We start from the raw sequence: 17764 nt of genomic DNA on the forward strand, positions 1-17764 counted from the left end.
TGGACATACCCTTTTTTCTACTTCATATATACATAGGCTTCATTCGTAGTAACATAGGATGTTATTCCTCTGCTATTGTGTACTTTATATTGCGCCGATTCATTTACCGTAACTTTTGCATCGATAACAAATCCTAAACCTTCATCTACAGTTCCAGCTACATCTTTATCAGACCAGGAAGCAGAGTCATAGAAACGTAGGTTGTCCACTTTAGAAACAACGCGTTTACCTGCTACAGAGCTTGCAGAAGAAGTTTTCTCCCATTCATATCGGATATAAGATGGGTTGTAGTAAAACCATTGATTACCGCCAAGGTTTAACCAATCTCCTTGTTTTGCCCATACTTGATATGCTTCACTTTTACCTAATTGACGGATAGCACCGTAATTTAGAAAACCAGTCTGTTCAAAATCAAAAAAAATTCATTCATAAAGTATTTGATCTTGTAGTATAAGGGGAACTCTGTTAGGAATCTATTGTTATTTTTGTTCTTCATTATATATTTTCACCAGAACCAGATTTAGAGATTACTTGCATATGTTTTGAAGTTTTCGCGTCAGAACCAATTAATGCTAGACATCCTCTTCAAGGTAGTATAACATGAAGAGGACTTCACATGAAATAAACTTCACATAAAGTTGTGTTAGGAGTGATTTGTTTGAACAATAGATTTAAAGAACTTTATTTATGTTCGTTTGCAATTATTGCAATAGGTTTTAGTGAAATAATTTTTGATCACAATGAAGCGAGTTTTGCTGAGGGATTTTATTTAGGTAATTTAAAGATACTTACAGGAATAATCTTTTTAATTTTCGCTTTAGTTTCTCAAACTAAATCTAATACCAATCGTAAACAGTTAGAGAGAGAGCTATCAAAAGAATATGATGAGAGGGATGATTTAATAGAAGGAAAAGCTTCACAATTTACCATAAGTATTCTAATGGTCATGATTATTCTTATGATGTTTCTTTCGAAATGGATTATAATTCCAATTAATGCTGGGCTATTTCTCATTATAATATGTTGCCTAATTACTAAAACATTAGCTAAAAAATATTATAGTTGTTTTCTTTAATTAGGAGGTTACTATGAAAAATATAGTAAAAGAGCTACGTTTAAAAGATGGAATAACACAACAAGAATTAGCTGATAAAGTATTTGTATCTTCAAGAACGATTATTTCGTTGGAAAAGCAAAAGTATAATCCATCTGTTTTACTAGCATATAGAATATCTGCTGTTTTCAACCTATCAATTGAAGAAGTTTTTATATTTGAAGAAGATGACTAATAGTAGTATACAAATATAATTGACAAGAAACATTCAAACAATATAGCAAAATACAAATAATGAATATAAGTAGGAAAAAATTCATTATTTGTATAATAAGTGGAGGTAAATATAATGGCTTTAAAATTATTTGGTATCGTTTTTGGAGTGGTATTAATCTTATGGGGGTTATATAGAATGAAAAAAGATGATGCATTCGTAGGAAAAACTCAAACAAGAAAAAATCTTTTCAATTTGTTGATTCTCGGAGAAGCTTCTGGATTAGGACAATTATTAGGTGGAATTCTACTTGTAATTGCAGTAATCGTATCCTTTATAATTAAATAATTTGCAAACAAAAGAGGTAGCTTTAATCAAACTTTATTCTAAACCAACAAGTATAAGTAGTCTCCTTTATTAAACGTTGTTTGTAATAACAATAATATAGTGTCGGTTTGAAACAAAGATGCACCGGGCGCTTTTCTTTAATAACAATCATAAGAAATGCTTAAACTTTTTTATAAAAATCAAAAACATAATTTAAAGAATTAACTCCGTTTTGAACAATCTTTATTCAAAATGGAGTTTTTACGTTAGTTGGGGTCACCATACATGCCTATCAAGTTAATAACTCAGAATTACCCCATGCCCATCAAGTTAAAGTTTTATTGCACCCCCAGAATGAAATTTTCAGGCTTTCTTGTAACAAAGAAGCATATTTTATCGTTTTGGGGGTGACTTGTCTTCTTAGCTTGATAGCGATGGGGTGCTACCCCAATTACTACGACATGATTTGTAATGAATTAGGAATTAGGAATAATCATAATAATGTAATATATATTAATCATGTAACAGATATAAAATATACATAACGCTTAAAAAAATAATGTGTGGAGGAATTATGGTAGAATGTCGAAAAAAAAAGAATTGTGAGATTTTTTTGTTGATTTATGTCGTTTTTAATGCTATACTCATAACAACAAAGAAAGAGAAAACAAAAACCCTTATCTAGTAAGATGTCAGAATTTTTAGTTTTCTCCGATCAGTTACTTCTTGTGCCGTAGAAGTTTGTGCATTTTTTTCCACTCTTTCTTTGTTTTACCCTATAAAAGAAAACAACCTGTTTTTATACAGGTTGTTTTCTTTTGTAAAAATTTAATTTGTTGTTTTTATAACAGTTGGGATTACTATTTTAAAATTATTATGGTTTATAGGGAGGCGACAGGTAATAGATTGGATATTTAATACCTTTTGGAATGATGGGAAATAACCAAAAGGAAATAAGGAGATACTTAAAGTCCTCTCAAGAGGTTGAATTTTCTGAAAAAACATTCACAAAAATATTTATTTGAATTAAAATACGAACTACAAAGATTCGACGTTATACGACAAAATGAAATCATTTTTCAGAATATTACAACAACTAGAGGTGAGGTATCTATATGAATCTATTTCGAAAAAAATCTATTTCAGCATTATTAGCACAGTCAGAACAAAAAGGAGCATCTTTAAAAAAAGAACTCGGTGCATTTGATCTTACTATGCTCGGGGTCGGCGCTATCATCGGAACTGGGATTTTCGTTCTTACCGGTGTTGCCGCAGCAGAACACGCAGGACCCGCACTTGTTTTGTCGTTTATTTTATCCGGTTTAGCCTGTGTATTTGCAGCATTATGTTATTCTGAATTTGCATCAACTGTACCGGTATCCGGTAGTGCGTACACTTATAGCTATGCAACATTTGGAGAATTAATCGCTTGGATTTTAGGTTGGGATTTAATTTTAGAATATGGATTAGCTTCCTCAGCTGTTGCATCTGGTTGGTCAGGGTATTTACAAGGTCTATTAAGTGGATTTGGGATTACATTACCTACGGCTTTAACAAGCGCATATAATCCTGAAGTGGGAACATATATAGACTTACCAGCAATCTGTATCATCTTTCTAATGACGTTGTTATTAACAAGAGGAGCAAAAAAATCAGCGCGTTTTAACGCTATCATGGTAACTATCAAACTTTTTGTTGTCTTACTATTTATCGGCGTTGGCGCTTTCTATGTAAAGCCTGAAAACTGGACACCCTTTATGCCGTTCGGCTTCTCTGGCGTAACAACTGGGGCTGCAACTGTATTCTTTGCTTACATCGGATTTGACGCTGTATCAACAGCTGCTGAAGAAGTCAAAAATCCACAGCGTAACATGCCAATCGGCATTATTGCTTCTTTAACAATTTGTACGATTCTATATATCGTTGTTTCATTGGTTTTAACTGGAATTGTACCTTACGATCAGTTAGGTGTGAAAAACCCTGTTGCATTTGCACTACAATATATTCAACAAGATTGGGTTGCTGGTTTCATTTCTTTAGGAGCGATTACTGGAATTACAACTGTATTACTTGTTATGTTATATGGACAAACACGATTATTTTACGCAATTAGCCGCGATGGCTTACTACCAAAAGCACTTTCTCGCGTAAATAAAAAAACAAAAACACCTGTTATCAATAGTTGGATTACTGCCACTATGGTTGCTTTCTTTGCTGGTTTTGTTCCTTTAAGTAAACTAGCAGAATTAACAAATATCGGTACATTATTCGCATTCATCATTGTATCAATTGGAGTAATTATTTTACGTAAAAAACAACCAGAACTACCGCGTGCTTTTAAAGTGCCTTTGGTACCATGGATTCCTGCTTTAGCTGTTCTATTCTGTGGATACTTAGCATTACAACTCCCAGCAACAACATGGATCGGCTTTGCAATATGGCTTGTAATTGGACTTGTTGTCTATTTCAGTTACGGTTACAAAAATAGTACACTACAAAAGGAACAAAAAGAAGACGTAGCATAATGAAAAAGCTGTTGTCCCATTAGGACAGCAGCTTTTTTCCGTTCTGGTACAAAAAATAATATCATTGTGTATACTGAAATTATTCTTGAACTACTCACCACTTAACATCCTTACGGACTGTTTGAAGTGGGAGATTCCTAAGTACAGAAACCTAACGGTTTAGGCTATCCCCGTAGTTCCTACGATTAAAAGGCGAATTGCTTCGTTTCTAAGATTGAGCACTGCATTTCGATCTCTATCTTGATGTGTGCCACAAGAAGGACACTCTCACTCACGGATGGTTAGATTTTTTACGCCTTTGTTTTTATATTCGCAATTGGAACATAATTGACTAGAAGCGAATGTTTTAGATACCAAAACCACTTGTTTGCTATACCATTTTGCTTTATATTCCAACAATTCCTTATGTTTACGATACTTCTCTTCCATTAATCGGCTGAACTGGTCGGTTATTCGTTGGGAATAATTTATGAAACGTTTCAATTTGTTTTTTGGACATCTCTATTGTCTGTTTCATCACAATCCACTGGACATTTTCTGTACAAGGAGGTGTTGTCAAAGAACCCATGTAACGGAATGACGAATGATCTGAAGGAAGAAGCTGTTTTACATCAATGGTATGCTGCACATCACTCTGTGTATTTTTGCTGTTCGGGAGATTTTTCCACATTTCTGCAAAACTTTCGTTTGTTTGTCCCTCTTTTATCATAATACCTATTACTGCTAACTGACCTTGATCATTTTGATGGACCAGATGTAGTTCCATATCTGCATGTTTTCCTTCAAATTGATGTTCACTTGGTGTATGGAAATGGAATTGTTTTAATGTGTAACGACTTTCTCCAAGCGTGAGATAATCATCAGAACTATTTGCTTTCCCCTCAATACTATGCCCATTATTTTTAATAGAAAATGATATTGGTTGATAATTAATTTGCAAATGATTAGCATCCTCAACTGATGATTTTATTTGTTCCGTTTTGATATCTATCGGAGATTGTTCTTGCCCATTTAAACACATTTTGTATTCTGGTTTCAATTCTCCCCAGTGTTCTGGACCAGTAGTCCCTTCATATGACCATTGCGTATTTTTTTTCGTAGATTTTTCTTGTGTAGCTGTATCCTTGTTTGACTGTTCTTGTTTTGCTGTGTTACACCCCATTAACACTGCACTCATTGTCAATATAAGGGGAGTTTTATAAAGAAACTTTAAGCCTTTCATACTGTTTCCTCCTAAGATGATAAAATATTGTATTTAAAGAATATTGCGTGTAACTAAAGGTTCTGTTACAAATTCACCAAAAATATCAAGAATCTAGAGAAGCATCGTTCCATTATTATACAATTTAAACTTTTAAGTAGAAAAATGGAATATCGGAAGCTATACAGTTAATTTGTGAGCAAAGGAGTAACTGTGCTCATTTCTCAAGTTAGAAAAGCTTTATACAAAGCCAGATTGAAGTCAAAAGTTATTAAATACTATAAGAAATGGAAGCAAGAACATATTACATTTCCTAATTTGCTATTATTCCGTGTGTCCTTATTTAGCATTAAATAGAATGACATCTTACCAATACCCAAAATCGATTTTGTAGTCTAATTTTGGTTCCAATTTTATTAATCTGGTCATTTTTATTTGGCATTACTTCATTCATTTTGAAACATGGGCTTGCTTTCCGACTAAATGTCTTGTTTTGTCTATATTCCCCCCTTATACCTAATTGAGATTGACTTTCAATTTATATTCATTATAATTATATATAAATTATTAAAAAAAAATCAATATAGATTTATATTTTTTGATATGATACTATATATTTCTGGTTCTGTTGCAAATCTTTCGAAACGAAGTTATGTTTTTGAAAAGATAAACGGAAGCGTAATAAGTTAAATGTTTTAAAGTAAAACAATTCAAACAAGATATTATTGGGGTGTTTTTACTCAAATCTGCGAAATGGGGGAATTAGCTTAATTGGGGTCACTTTCCATCACCATCAAGCTAAGAAAATATCCCAAAAATAAAAAAATGACTTCTCAAGATGAAAATGTACACTTTTTTATTTTGAGAGCGTCATAAAATTCTTAATTTGATGGATATATATAGAAATCCATGCTAATTAACGACCGGTATTGATTTTGTGAAAAAAATGTCGAAATTATACGAAATTTGAATTTTTTTATCTTGTTATACTTTATATTTAGTGCTAAACTCATAATACAAAGAAAGAGTAGCTGAAAAACCCCAATTTAAACTGAAAATATTGAAAATTCAGTCTAGTATACGTCTGATTGATATTTACGCTTACTACTCTTTCTTTGTTTTATTTTATATATTATATCGGGTATAGATAGCGAGGTGACTGAGATGTGATTAATTGGTAAAAGTAGAGTGTGAGTATTCTGTTATTCTTATGACACCTTAATCACTTAAGTGCACATTTATTACGAATATTTGTAAAGGGAATTGAGGCCCAATGTACTGATCTAGCAATGTGAAATTTGGTTACATGCAAATAAGGAAATAAGCAACTACAATTAATTATGAATCTAGTCGTCATGCTGAGAATTTAATTGAAGGTTTGGTATAGCGAGATTTAACCATGAAGTTTATAAGTCATGTAGATTGAGATTAAAATTCTAAATTCATAAGCTAACACAAATTAGTGAACGTTACTGTTCATTTTTTTAAAAAGCATAGGACGACTTAATTATAAACCTAAGAAATGATATGTAAGAGGTACATGAATAAACAAAATTGTTTGTGATTTTCACTAAATGAATCAAAATTTAGGTAGAGGTTTAGCACAAGTACTTAAGGATGATATTTCAGTGTATGTAGGAGGGATTATAAAATAAGAAGTTTATCCCAAATGAGGTATTAATTTATGTTTGGTTTTTTAAATTACAAAATCAGTTACAAAAGTTACAGAAACTATTTTTGATATCCAAATAGTTTTATAGTATGGATGAGAGCATGGGGGTAATGCCTGTAGGAGGGGGCAAAAGGTTCCGGTAAATAAAATTGTGAATCAATAAAAAAGTGCTATCAAATTGGGACATACTGATGCTATGAATCTGAAAATAATGGAAAGTAGTATGAATAAACTAATAGCATTGAAATGAAAACATTATTAATTAGAAATTTATGCTATCCATAAGATGGTAGATATGATACAAGCTTTCAAGATTTGATAGGGATGATGATAAACGTAACTTCAATAGTTACAATGATATCAAAAACTATTAAAGTTGTAAATAGTAAACTTAGTAAAATTAATGTTAGATTAAAGAATTGAAGCTTATTGGAGGGTAGAGAAATCGTTTATAGAAATCTATTTTCAAGTTTTTTAGTTTATAACATTTGAAGGAAACGGTATGCCATCAGCCTATTAAGTCATTGTCATTGTATATTCATATTAGAATCCATCTAAATATAATTTATAGGAGAATGACATGATAAAAAGAGTGACTTCGATTTTTTCGATTATAATGATTTTTATATTTACTATAGGTCAGAATTTCACATCTATAATAGCAAATGCACAAGAATTAAATACAACAGGATTTGTTGATACATTTAAGTTCGACAAAACGGATCTAACTTACGGAGAACGAACGGGAATAAAAGTTGATTTTAGTGATAAATCTGGAAATAAAATGAAGGCTGGAGACACACTAACATTAACATTACCACCCGAATTACAGGGCTATGCTAGAACGATTGATTTAAAAAATGAGGCAGGTGTAAGCTTTGGTACTTGTCAAGTAACGTCAACGAATGTGATATGTACATTTAGCGATGTTGTTGAGAAACTTCAAAATATTAGAGGATATTTTTATTTTGGAGTTCAAGCAACTAAGGATGTAGCAACGGGACAAACGCTCACAGTTGATACAAACTTAGGTACACAATTACAAACGCAAAGGATCACAATTAAGGGTCCAACTGAAGGTGGTGGAGGTACAGTACCATTTGTCTATAAAACAGGTAGAATGGATGCGGATGCTCCAACTAAAGTGAAGTGGGATATACCTATAAATAATAACAAGCAACAATTTAGTTCTGATATAGTTTTGACTGATACTTTAGAGGCGGGACAAACGCTGGATCAAGATGGTTTTAGTATAGCTGTTGGAAATCAAAATTTAACACCTCAACAATTTAATGATGGGGGTTATGGGACGATTACCTTTAATGGTAATTCTTTCGAAGTTAGGTTTTATAAAGATCAGAGTAGCGGTAAGAACCTACTTTTAAGATATACAGCTACTGTAACTGATAGTGGAATGCAGCAAAAAACTTTTTTCAATAACTATACGATTAATTACCAAATTTTAAATGAGCAACCAGTAACGTTTTCAGAGCAGGCCTGGGCTGATAATATAAACGCAGGCGGCGGTGCGCAAGGCGATTTACCCCCTAAAGGAATGTTAAGAATTGTGAAGCACATTGCCGGAGATGAGACGAAATTTATACCGAATGTTTCATTTAACTTATATACAGAGTCAGGTCAGCAAATTGGCGGTACGTATACAACGGATGGCCAAGGTATGGTGGAGGTCCCAGATTTATCCCCAGGTAATTACTATGTACAAGAGATTGCAGGTCCAAACTATTTGGATTTTGATCCTCAAGTAAAAGTGCCTTTTACAATTGATGCAAATGCTGAAAAAGGCGTAAAGCTTGCTATTCCGAATAAAGTGAAAACGACATCTGTTTCAGGAACGAAAAATTGGAATGACAACAATGCAACAGATCGCCCAAGCTCAATCCAAGTAGAGTTACTGCAAAATGGAAATTCAATCAAAACACAAGATGTATCAGCAGCGAATAACTGGAACTATACGTTTGCAGATCTACCAGCATATGATAATGATGGTAATACTTATACGTATACAGTAAAAGAAAAACCGGTAGCGGGATACAAATCGGAAGTAAATGGCTACAACATTACGAATACAAAAGATGCAAAAACATCTGTTTCAGGAACGAAAAATTGGAATGACAACAATGCAACAGATCGTCCAAGCTCAATCCAAGTAGACTTATTGCAAAATGAAAACGTAATTCAAACACAAGACGTAACAGCAGCAAGCAGTTGGAATTATACATTTGCAGACCTAGCACAATATGATGCAAATGGTGTTTCTTATACGTACACAGTAAAAGAAAAACCGGTAGCGGGATACAAATCGGAAGTAAATGGCTACAATATTACAAATACAAAAGTAGCGAAAATGACAGTAGAAGGAACGAAGACGTGGAAAGACGGAAATGCAACAGACCGTCCGGCAACGATCAAAGTAGACTTACTACAAAATGGCAATGTAATCGGAACACAGGACGTAACAGCGGCAAATGGTTGGAAATATACATTTACAAATTTAGAATCATATGATGCGAGCGGTGTTGCTTATACATATACAGTAAAAGAGCAACCGGTGGATGGATATAAATCTGAAGTAAAAGGTTATGACATTACAAATACAAAAGTAGCGCAAACAACAGTAGAAGGAACAAAAACGTGGAAGGACGGAAACGCAACGAATCGTCCGACAACAATCAAAGTAGACTTACTACAAAATGGCCAAGTAGTTGCGACGCAAGAAGTAAGTGAAGCAACAGGCTGGAAATATGGATTCAAAGACTTAGCGGCATATGATGCCGAAGGCAATGCGTACAAGTATGAAGTAAAAGAACAACCGGTGGATGGATATAAATCTGAAGTAAAAGGTTATGACATTACAAATACAAAAGTAGCGCAAACAACAGTAGAAGGAACAAAAACGTGGAAGGACGGAAACGCAACGAATCGTCCGACAACAATCAAAGTAGACTTACTACAAAATGGCCAAGTAGTTGCGACGCAAGAAGTAAGTGAAGCAACAGGCTGGAAATATGGATTCAAAGACTTAGCGGCATACGATGCCGAAGGCAATGCGTACAAGTATGAAGTAAAAGAACAACCGGTGGATGGATATAAATCTGAAGTAAAAGGTTATGACATTACAAATACAAAAGTAGCGCAAACAACAGTAGAAGGAACGAAAACGTGGAAAGACGGAAACGCAATAAATCGTCCGACAATGATCAAAGTAGACTTACTACAAAACGGAAACGTGATCAAAACACAAGACGTACTAGCAGTAATGGGTTGGAAATATATATTTGCAGATTTAGAAGCATACGATGCGAATGGAATAGCTTATCAGTATGAAGTGAAAGAACAACTAGTAGTGGGATATCAATCTAGCGTAAGCGGTTATGACATTACGAATACAAAATTAGGCGAAACGAAAGTAGAAGGAACAAAGACTTGGAACGATAACAACGCAACAGATCGCCCAAGCTCAGTTAAAGTAGATTTACTACAAAACGGTAAAGTAGTAGACACAAAAGAAGTAACAGCGGCAACAAACTGGAAGTATACATTTGAAAAACTCCAAGCATACGATACAAACGGGGTAGCTTACATCTATACAGTGAAAGAACAATCGGTAGATGGATATAAATCCGAGGTAAAAGGTTATGACATTACAAATACAAAGGTAGGTCAAACAACAGTAGAAGGAACAAAAACGTGGAAGGACGGAAACGCAACAAATCGTCCGGCAACAATCAAAGTAGACTTACTACAAAATGGCCAAGTAGTTGCGACGCAAGAAGTAAGTGAAGCAACAGGCTGGAAATATGGATTCAAAGACTTAGCGGCATACGATGCCGAAGGCAATGCGTACAAGTATGAAGTAAAAGAACAACCGGTGGATGGATATAAATCTGAAGTAAAAGGTTATGACATTACAAATACAAAAGTAGCGCAAACAACAGTAGAAGGAACGAAAACGTGGAAAGACGGAAACGCAATAAATCGTCCGACAATGATCAAAGTAGACTTACTACAAAACGGAAACGTGATCAAAACACAAGACGTACTAGCAGTAATGGGTTGGAAATATATATTTGCAGATTTAGAAGCATACGATGCGAATGGAATAGCTTATCAGTATGAAGTGAAAGAACAACTAGTAGTGGGATATCAATCTAGCGTAAGCGGTTATGACATTACGAATACAAAATTAGGCGAAACGAAAGTAGAAGGAACAAAGACTTGGAACGATAACAACGCAACAGATCGCCCAAGCTCAGTTAAAGTAGATTTACTACAAAACGGTAAAGTAGTAGACACAAAAGAAGTAACAGCGGCAACAAACTGGAAGTATACATTTGAAAAACTCCAAGCATACGATACAAACGGGGTAGCTTACATCTATACAGTGAAAGAACAATCGGTAGATGGATATAAATCCGAGGTAAAAGGTTATGACATTACAAATACAAAGGTAGGTCAAACAACAGTAGAAGGAACAAAAACGTGGAAGGACGGAAACGCAACAAATCGTCCGGCAACAATCAAAGTAGACTTACTACAAAATGGCCAAGTAGTTGCGACGCAAGAAGTAAGTGAAGCAACAGGCTGGAAATATGGATTCAAAGACTTAGCGGCATATGATGCCGAAGGCAATGCGTACAAGTATGAAGTAAAAGAACAACCGGTGGATGGATATAAATCTGAAGTAAAAGGTTATGACATTACAAATACAAAAGTAGCGCAAACAACAGTAGAAGGAACAAAAACGTGGAAGGACGGAAACGCAACAAATCGTCCGGCAACAATCAAAGTAGACTTACTACAAAATAGCCAAGTAGTTGCGACGCAAGAAGTAAGTGAAGCAACAGGCTGGAAATATGGATTCAAAGACTTAGCGGCATATGATGCCGAAGGCAATGCGTACAAGTATGAAGTAAAAGAACAACCGGTGGATGGATATAAATCTGAAGTAAAAGGTTATGACATTACAAATACAAAAGTAGCGCAAACAACAGTAGAAGGAACAAAAACGTGGAAGGACGGAAACGCAACGAATCGTCCGGCAACAATCAAAGTAGACTTACTACAAGATGGTAAAGTAGTAGACACAAAAGAAGTAACAGCGGCAACAAACTGGAAGTATACATTTGAAAAACTTCAAGCATACAATGCCGAAGGCAATGCGTACAAGTATGAAGTAAAAGAACAACCGGTGGATGGATATAAATCTGAAGTAAAAGGTTATGACATTACAAATACAAAAGTAGCGCAAACAACAGTAGAAGGAACAAAAACGTGGAAGGACGGAAACGCAACAAATCGTCCGGCAACAATCAAAGTAGACTTACTACAAAATAGCCAAGTAGTTGCGACGCAAGAAGTAAGTGAAGCAACAGGCTGGAAATATGGATTCAAAGACTTAGCGGCATATGATGCCGAAGGCAATGCGTACAAGTATGAAGTAAAAGAACAACCGGTGGATGGATATAAATCTGAAGTAAAAGGTTATGACATTACAAATACAAAAGTAGCGCAAACAACAGTAGAAGGAACAAAAACGTGGAAGGACGGAAACGCAACGAATCGTCCGGCAACAATCAAAGTAGACTTACTACAAGACGGTAAAGTAGTAGACACAAAAGAAGTAACAGCGGCAACAAACTGGAAGTATACATTTGAAAAACTTCAAGCATACAATGCCGAAGGCAATGCGTACAAGTATGAAGTAAAAGAACAACCGGTGGATGGATATAAATCTGAAGTAAAAGGTTATGACATTACAAATACAAAAGTAGCGCAAACAACAGTAGAAGGAACAAAAACGTGGAAGGACGGAAACGCAACGAATCGTCCGGCAACAATCAAAGTAGACTTACTACAAGACGGTAAAGTAGTAGACACAAAAGAAGTAACAGCGGCAACAAACTGGAAGTATACATTTGAAAAACTTCAAGCATACAATGCCGAAGGCAATGCGTACAAGTATGAAGTAAAAGAACAACCGGTGGATGGATATAAATCTGAAGTAAAAGGTTATGACATTACAAATACAAAAGTAGCGCAAACAACAGTAGAAGGAACAAAAACGTGGAAGGACGGAAACGCAACAAATCGTCCGGCAACAATCAAAGTAGACTTACTACAAAATAGCCAAGTAGTTGCGACGCAAGAAGTAAGTGAAGCAACAGGCTGGAAATATGGATTCAAAGACTTAGCGGCATATGATGCCGAAGGCAATGCATACAAGTATGAAGTAAAAGAACAACCGGTGGATGGATATAAATCTGAAGTAAAAGGTTATGACATTACAAATACAAAGGTTGGCAAAACAACAGTAGAAGGAACGAAGACATGGAAGGACGACAATGCAAAGGATCGTCCGGCAATGATCAAGGTCGACCTACTACAAAATGGCCAAGTAGTTGCGACGCAAGAAGTAAGTGAAGCAACAGGTTGGAAATATGGATTCAAAGACTTAGCGGCATATGATGCCGAAGGCAATGCATACAAGTATGAAGTGAAAGAACAACCAGTGGATGGATATAAATCCGAAGTTCACGGTTATGACATTACAAATACAAAGGTTGGTAAAACAACAGTAGAAGGAACGAAGACATGGAAGGACGACAATGCGAAAGATCGTCCAGCAATGATCAAGGTCGACCTACTACAAAATGGCCAAGTAGTTGCGACGCAAGAAGTAAGTGAAGCAACAGGTTGGAAATATGGATTCAAAGACTTAGCGGCATATGATGCCGAAGGTAAGGTATATAAGTATGAAGTGAAAGAACAACCAGTGGATGGATATAAATCCGAAGTAAAAGGTTATGACATTACAAATACAAAGGTTGGTAAAACAACAGTAGAAGGAACGAAGACATGGAAGGACGACAATGCGAAAGATCGTCCGGCAATGATCAAGGTCGACCTACTACAAAATGGCCAAGTAGTTGCGACACAAGAAGTAGGTGAAGCAACAGGTTGGAAATATGGATTCAAAGACTTAGCGGCATATGATGCCGAAGGTAAGGTATATAAGTATGAAGTGAAAGAACAACCAGTGGATGGATATAAATCCGAAGTAAAAGGTTATGACATTACAAATACAAAGGCTGGTAAAACAACAGTAGAAGGAACAAAAACATGGAAGGACGACAATGCGAAAGATCGTCCGGTAATGATCAAGGTCGACCTACTACAAAATGGCAAATTGATCGCAACACAAGAAGTGAGCGCAGCAAGCGAATGGAAATATGCGTTTACAGATTTAACGGCATATGATGCCGAAGGTAAGGTATATAAGTATGAAGTAAAAGAACAACCGGTAGATGGATATAAATCCGAAGTAAAAGGTTATGATATTACGAATACAAAAATCAAGGAAGATCCAAAAGATCCGGGCGTAGATCCAAAAGATCCGGGCGTAGATCCAAAAGACCCGAGCACAGATCCAAAAGACCCGAGCACAGATCCAAAAGATCCGAGCACAGATCCAAAAGATCCAAGCACAGATTCAAAAGTTCCACCTACTAAAGAAAATACTAAGACATCAGTATGGCTTCCTAACACAGGTGGAACATCAATGGAGATGATTTCATATATTGTAGGAATGTTGTTGATGGCTTTAGGTGGATTTGTATTTGTTCGTCAACGAATGAGATAAAAAGACTGGTTATGGTATAAAAAATCTATCAAACTTGGACATACTAATACTATCAACTTAGAAAGACTAGAGATTATGTATATCTAAGCCAAGCAATTTCAATGGGAAACTATTATCAACTAGGAATAATCTTAATCATAAGTGACTTAGTAGAAATAATAGGGGAAAATAGAATGTTTATTGCTTATGTAGTGATTATAATCTGGATTTATCATTATGATTCAGAATTAAATCATCTATATGAAAGTAAATGGGGAATAGATGTATTTATAACGTACCGTTGATTCAAAAGGAAATACAATTGATTTTTATTTAGGTAGAATAAAAAATCAAAAGGCCGTAAAGCGCTTTGTGTAAAACGCTTTGCGGCCTTTTCTTATTTTAAAATCTTTTGTTATAACAGGTTTTGTGATATGGGAAAGTGTATGGAAGACTTTAGTCCAACTTTTAGGTTTGGAATGAAATTTCCGTTTTTTTCACAGAAACTACTTGTTTGTTAACTAATACTTCATGGTTCTAGGATGTACCTAAAAAGATGAATAAGAGTTTTCTTTTTCGAGAGTAGATATAGGAAGATTTATATTAACTGTTGTTCCTTTTCCTACTTCACTTTCAATAAGTATCTTTCCTTGGTGTTTTTCAATAATTTTATAACAAATCATTAATCCTAAACCGATACCATTTTCTTTGATACTATAAAATGGTTCCCCTAGATAAGGTAAACGTTCTTTTTCAATTCCACACCCGTAATCGGTAAATTGAATGTTTACCTGTTTTTTATCAGGTGCATATTCGATTTGAATCAAGATTTCCCCTCCCATTGGTGTTGCTTCAATCGCATTTTTTAAGATATTTATAAAAGCTTGCTTTAATTGATTCCCTTCACAAAGTATGAATGAAGTATCAGATGTAAACTCAGTTGTAATTTGTATGCAATTCATTATCGCTTGAGGTTCAAGTAACATTACAATTTGCTTCATTAATACATTCAGGTCATTAGTTTTAATTTCTAATGCCTCAGGTTTTGCTAATGTCATAAATTCATTAGTAATACTATCTATACGTTCAATCTCTGATAACACTATATCTATATAATGCTCAATGTTCTTATTTTCCATTGATTTTAATAACTGCATGAATCCTTTCATTGCTGTTAAAGGATTTTTAATTTCATGAGCAATTGCAGTGGATAATTGACCTACTACAGCAAGTTTCTCCGATTTTCGTAATAATTCCTCTGTTTTTAATCGTTCAGTGATATCTCGAGAGATACTTAAGAAAACGTTTTTGCCATTCAAGCTGAAAATATGGATACTAAATTCTGTTGTTATTGTTTTTCCTGTTGGAAAAGTATATTCATCTTGTAAAGTAAAAAAAGATTGTCCTTCTTTAATTTTTTCTAACATTTTTATGATCATTCTAGAATCTTGAGAAACAATATTGAAAAACGGTATTGAGAGAAGCTTTTCTCTACTATACCCAAATCTTTTACACCCGACAGGATTTACTTCAATGAATTGAGTTGGAACCTTATCCTCATTCAGTTCTACTACGTAAACCGCATCAGTTGCTTGTTCGATGAGCGCACGGTATTTCATTTCACTGTCTCTTAATTGTTGATGTAATTGACGGCGTTCTCTTTCTGCTTGTTTCCTTTCAGAAATGTCTCTACAAATTCCTGATAAAGCAATTATATTGCCCCTTAAATCTAGAATTGGTGAAACCGTCACGTTTACATCAATTAGAGTTTTATCTTTTCGTTGTCTAACTGTTTCTAACCTAGTAATAATAGGGTCTTGTATATTGGTATTACTAATATTTTTGATTAACTCTAAAGTTTCATTCATTAAAAAATCAGGTACGCAAGGTAATTTTTTTCCTACGGATTCTTTTTCTGACCAACCAAAAATCTTCTCATAGGCTTTATTCGCTTGCAACATATGTCCGTCTAAATCAAATATAGTGATAGCATCTACGTTATGATTAATAAATGATTCCAGTCGCTCTTTCGTTACCTTTAGTTCATTTTCCGCATTTATTCTTTTCGTTATATCAACAGTAGAACCAACCACCTCAACCACTGTTCCCTCTCTTTTAACAGGCCTAAGAGAGACAAGTATCATAGTCTCATCATTCGGCCATGGTAGTTCGAAAGTTATTTCTTCACCATTCCATGCCTGTTGATAATACTTTAGTATTCGAGAAACTAAATGGGATGAAATAATGGAAGAATCTATAGTAGGTAAATTCTTCCCTACAACTTGTTCAGAGTGAAATCCTTGTTGATAAAATAATTGTCCATCACACAGAGTATGAATAAATTTCCCATTTGCTTTTTTAAATTTAAAAATACCTCCTTGTAGTTCATGTACGGTATCCCTTAATTCTTGCTTTGATTCTAATAAAGTTTCATTCGCTTTAGCTAGGTCTTGTGTTAAGTTATATAAATTTTGATAGGATTCCATAAGGAAAACGCCAATTAAGAGTCCGCAAGATATAAATAATGTACCTTGGATGTTAAGAAGTATAAGTGAGATAGAAGGAAAAAAGAATCCAAATACCCAATGAATTATGGCTAGATAAACAGCTAGATAAAGAAAGACGCTTTTAAAGGGATGGGTATTTTTGAGATATGTTTTGAATATAGTATATATAGTAGCAATTCCTAAAGCAGCTATCAAAGCTGGTCCCCAATCACCACCAAGGTAGAAAATACGCATAAATAAAATAAACATTAACGTGATCCAACCAGCTGTACGACCAAAATAAATAAACGAAATAATAAGAGGAACGGCTCGCAAGTCATAAAACAATCCCATGTGCTTAAAATTAAAAATCATCAAAATAGCAGCTACGATACCCGCATATGTGCCCTGAAATAAATGGATAAATTTGTGATCCGTTTTCCTTATAAATACTTGAATAAAAATAGCTGAACTAGCTAGGAAAGAAAAAATAGATAGATTAATGAAGAATCCTGTGAATAGCATGCCATATTCCCTCCTTTTTACATGTATTCGACAAAGAGTATAAAAATCCTACAAATTACATCATAATTAGACTTATTATTCTAAAGAATAAGTTTGTTTTCGGGAGAGAGATATGAGTAGT

The 17764-nt window shown here is 34.5% G+C and carries 7 protein-coding genes and 2 pseudogenes; 5 read left to right on the forward strand and 4 right to left on the reverse strand.

The features are described from left to right. Positions 1–17 precede the first annotated feature (17 nt). Positions 18–389 (reverse strand): annotated as a pseudogene (locus tag MKX77_RS29380) (N-acetylmuramoyl-L-alanine amidase); the annotation flags it as partial. Positions 390–658: 269 nt separating this feature from the next. Here MKX77_RS29380 and MKX77_RS29385 point away from each other — a divergent pair. The 4 genes from MKX77_RS29385 to MKX77_RS29400 all read left to right on the forward strand — a co-directional run bounded on the left by MKX77_RS29385 (position 659) and on the right by MKX77_RS29400 (position 4120). Next, entirely contained in the window at positions 659–1075 is a 417-nt protein-coding gene (locus tag MKX77_RS29385; protein ID WP_340780621.1) for a hypothetical protein, read from the forward strand. A gap of 13 nt (positions 1076–1088) precedes the next feature. Then, positions 1089–1289, forward strand: coding sequence for a helix-turn-helix transcriptional regulator (locus tag MKX77_RS29390; protein ID WP_341308593.1), 201 nt, complete (start codon positions 1089–1091; stop codon positions 1287–1289). 114 nt (positions 1290–1403) lie between these two features. Further along, positions 1404–1616, forward strand: a complete 213-nt coding sequence (locus tag MKX77_RS29395) for a hypothetical protein (protein WP_340780622.1) — start codon at positions 1404–1406, stop codon at positions 1614–1616. A gap of 1094 nt (positions 1617–2710) precedes the next feature. Then, positions 2711–4120 (forward strand): amino acid permease, encoded by a 1410-nt coding sequence (locus MKX77_RS29400; protein WP_341308594.1) that lies wholly within the window; start codon positions 2711–2713, stop codon positions 4118–4120. A 159-nt stretch (positions 4121–4279) separates the two neighbouring features. Here the strand turns inward: MKX77_RS29400 and MKX77_RS29405 are convergent. Together MKX77_RS29405 and MKX77_RS29410 are read right to left on the reverse strand one after the other, a co-directional pair. Further along, a pseudogene (locus tag MKX77_RS29405) lies at positions 4280–4552 on the reverse strand (zinc ribbon domain-containing protein); the annotation flags it as partial. Beyond that, positions 4530–5342, reverse strand: a complete 813-nt coding sequence (locus MKX77_RS29410; protein WP_340804975.1) for a carbonic anhydrase — start codon at positions 5340–5342, stop codon at positions 4530–4532. The gene MKX77_RS29410 and the pseudogene MKX77_RS29405, both read right to left, overlap by 23 nt. A gap of 2231 nt (positions 5343–7573) precedes the next feature. Between MKX77_RS29410 and MKX77_RS29415 the strand changes: the two genes are divergently transcribed. Then, positions 7574–14653, forward strand: a complete 7080-nt coding sequence (locus MKX77_RS29415) for a Cna B-type domain-containing protein (RefSeq protein WP_341308595.1) — start codon at positions 7574–7576, stop codon at positions 14651–14653. A gap of 527 nt (positions 14654–15180) precedes the next feature. Here the strand turns inward: MKX77_RS29415 and MKX77_RS29420 are convergent. Next, positions 15181–17643: a PAS domain S-box protein gene (locus MKX77_RS29420; RefSeq protein ID WP_340804970.1), complete on the reverse strand. Its 2463-nt coding sequence runs from the start codon at positions 17641–17643 to the stop codon at positions 15181–15183. Positions 17644–17764: the final 121 nt, after the last annotated feature.

Origin of the sequence: Bacillus sp. FSL R9-9410 (assembly GCF_038050385.1) — a bacterium.
In the GTDB taxonomy this organism is placed as follows: Bacteria; Bacillota; Bacilli; order Bacillales; family Bacillaceae_G; genus Bacillus_A; species Bacillus_A cereus_U.

Coding starts and splice junctions, on each gene's coding strand:
- MKX77_RS29415 (WP_341308595.1), top strand. CDS start 7,574: ATGATAAAAAGAGTGACTTCGATTTTTTCGATTATAATGATTTTTATA.
- MKX77_RS29390 (WP_341308593.1), top strand. CDS start 1,089: ATGAAAAATATAGTAAAAGAGCTACGTTTAAAAGATGGAATAACACAA.
- MKX77_RS29400 (WP_341308594.1), top strand. CDS start 2,711: ATGAATCTATTTCGAAAAAAATCTATTTCAGCATTATTAGCACAGTCA.
- MKX77_RS29410 (WP_340804975.1), bottom strand. CDS start 5,342: ATGAAAGGCTTAAAGTTTCTTTATAAAACTCCCCTTATATTGACAATG.
- MKX77_RS29395 (WP_340780622.1), top strand. CDS start 1,404: ATGGCTTTAAAATTATTTGGTATCGTTTTTGGAGTGGTATTAATCTTA.
- MKX77_RS29420 (WP_340804970.1), bottom strand. CDS start 17,643: ATGCTATTCACAGGATTCTTCATTAATCTATCTATTTTTTCTTTCCTA.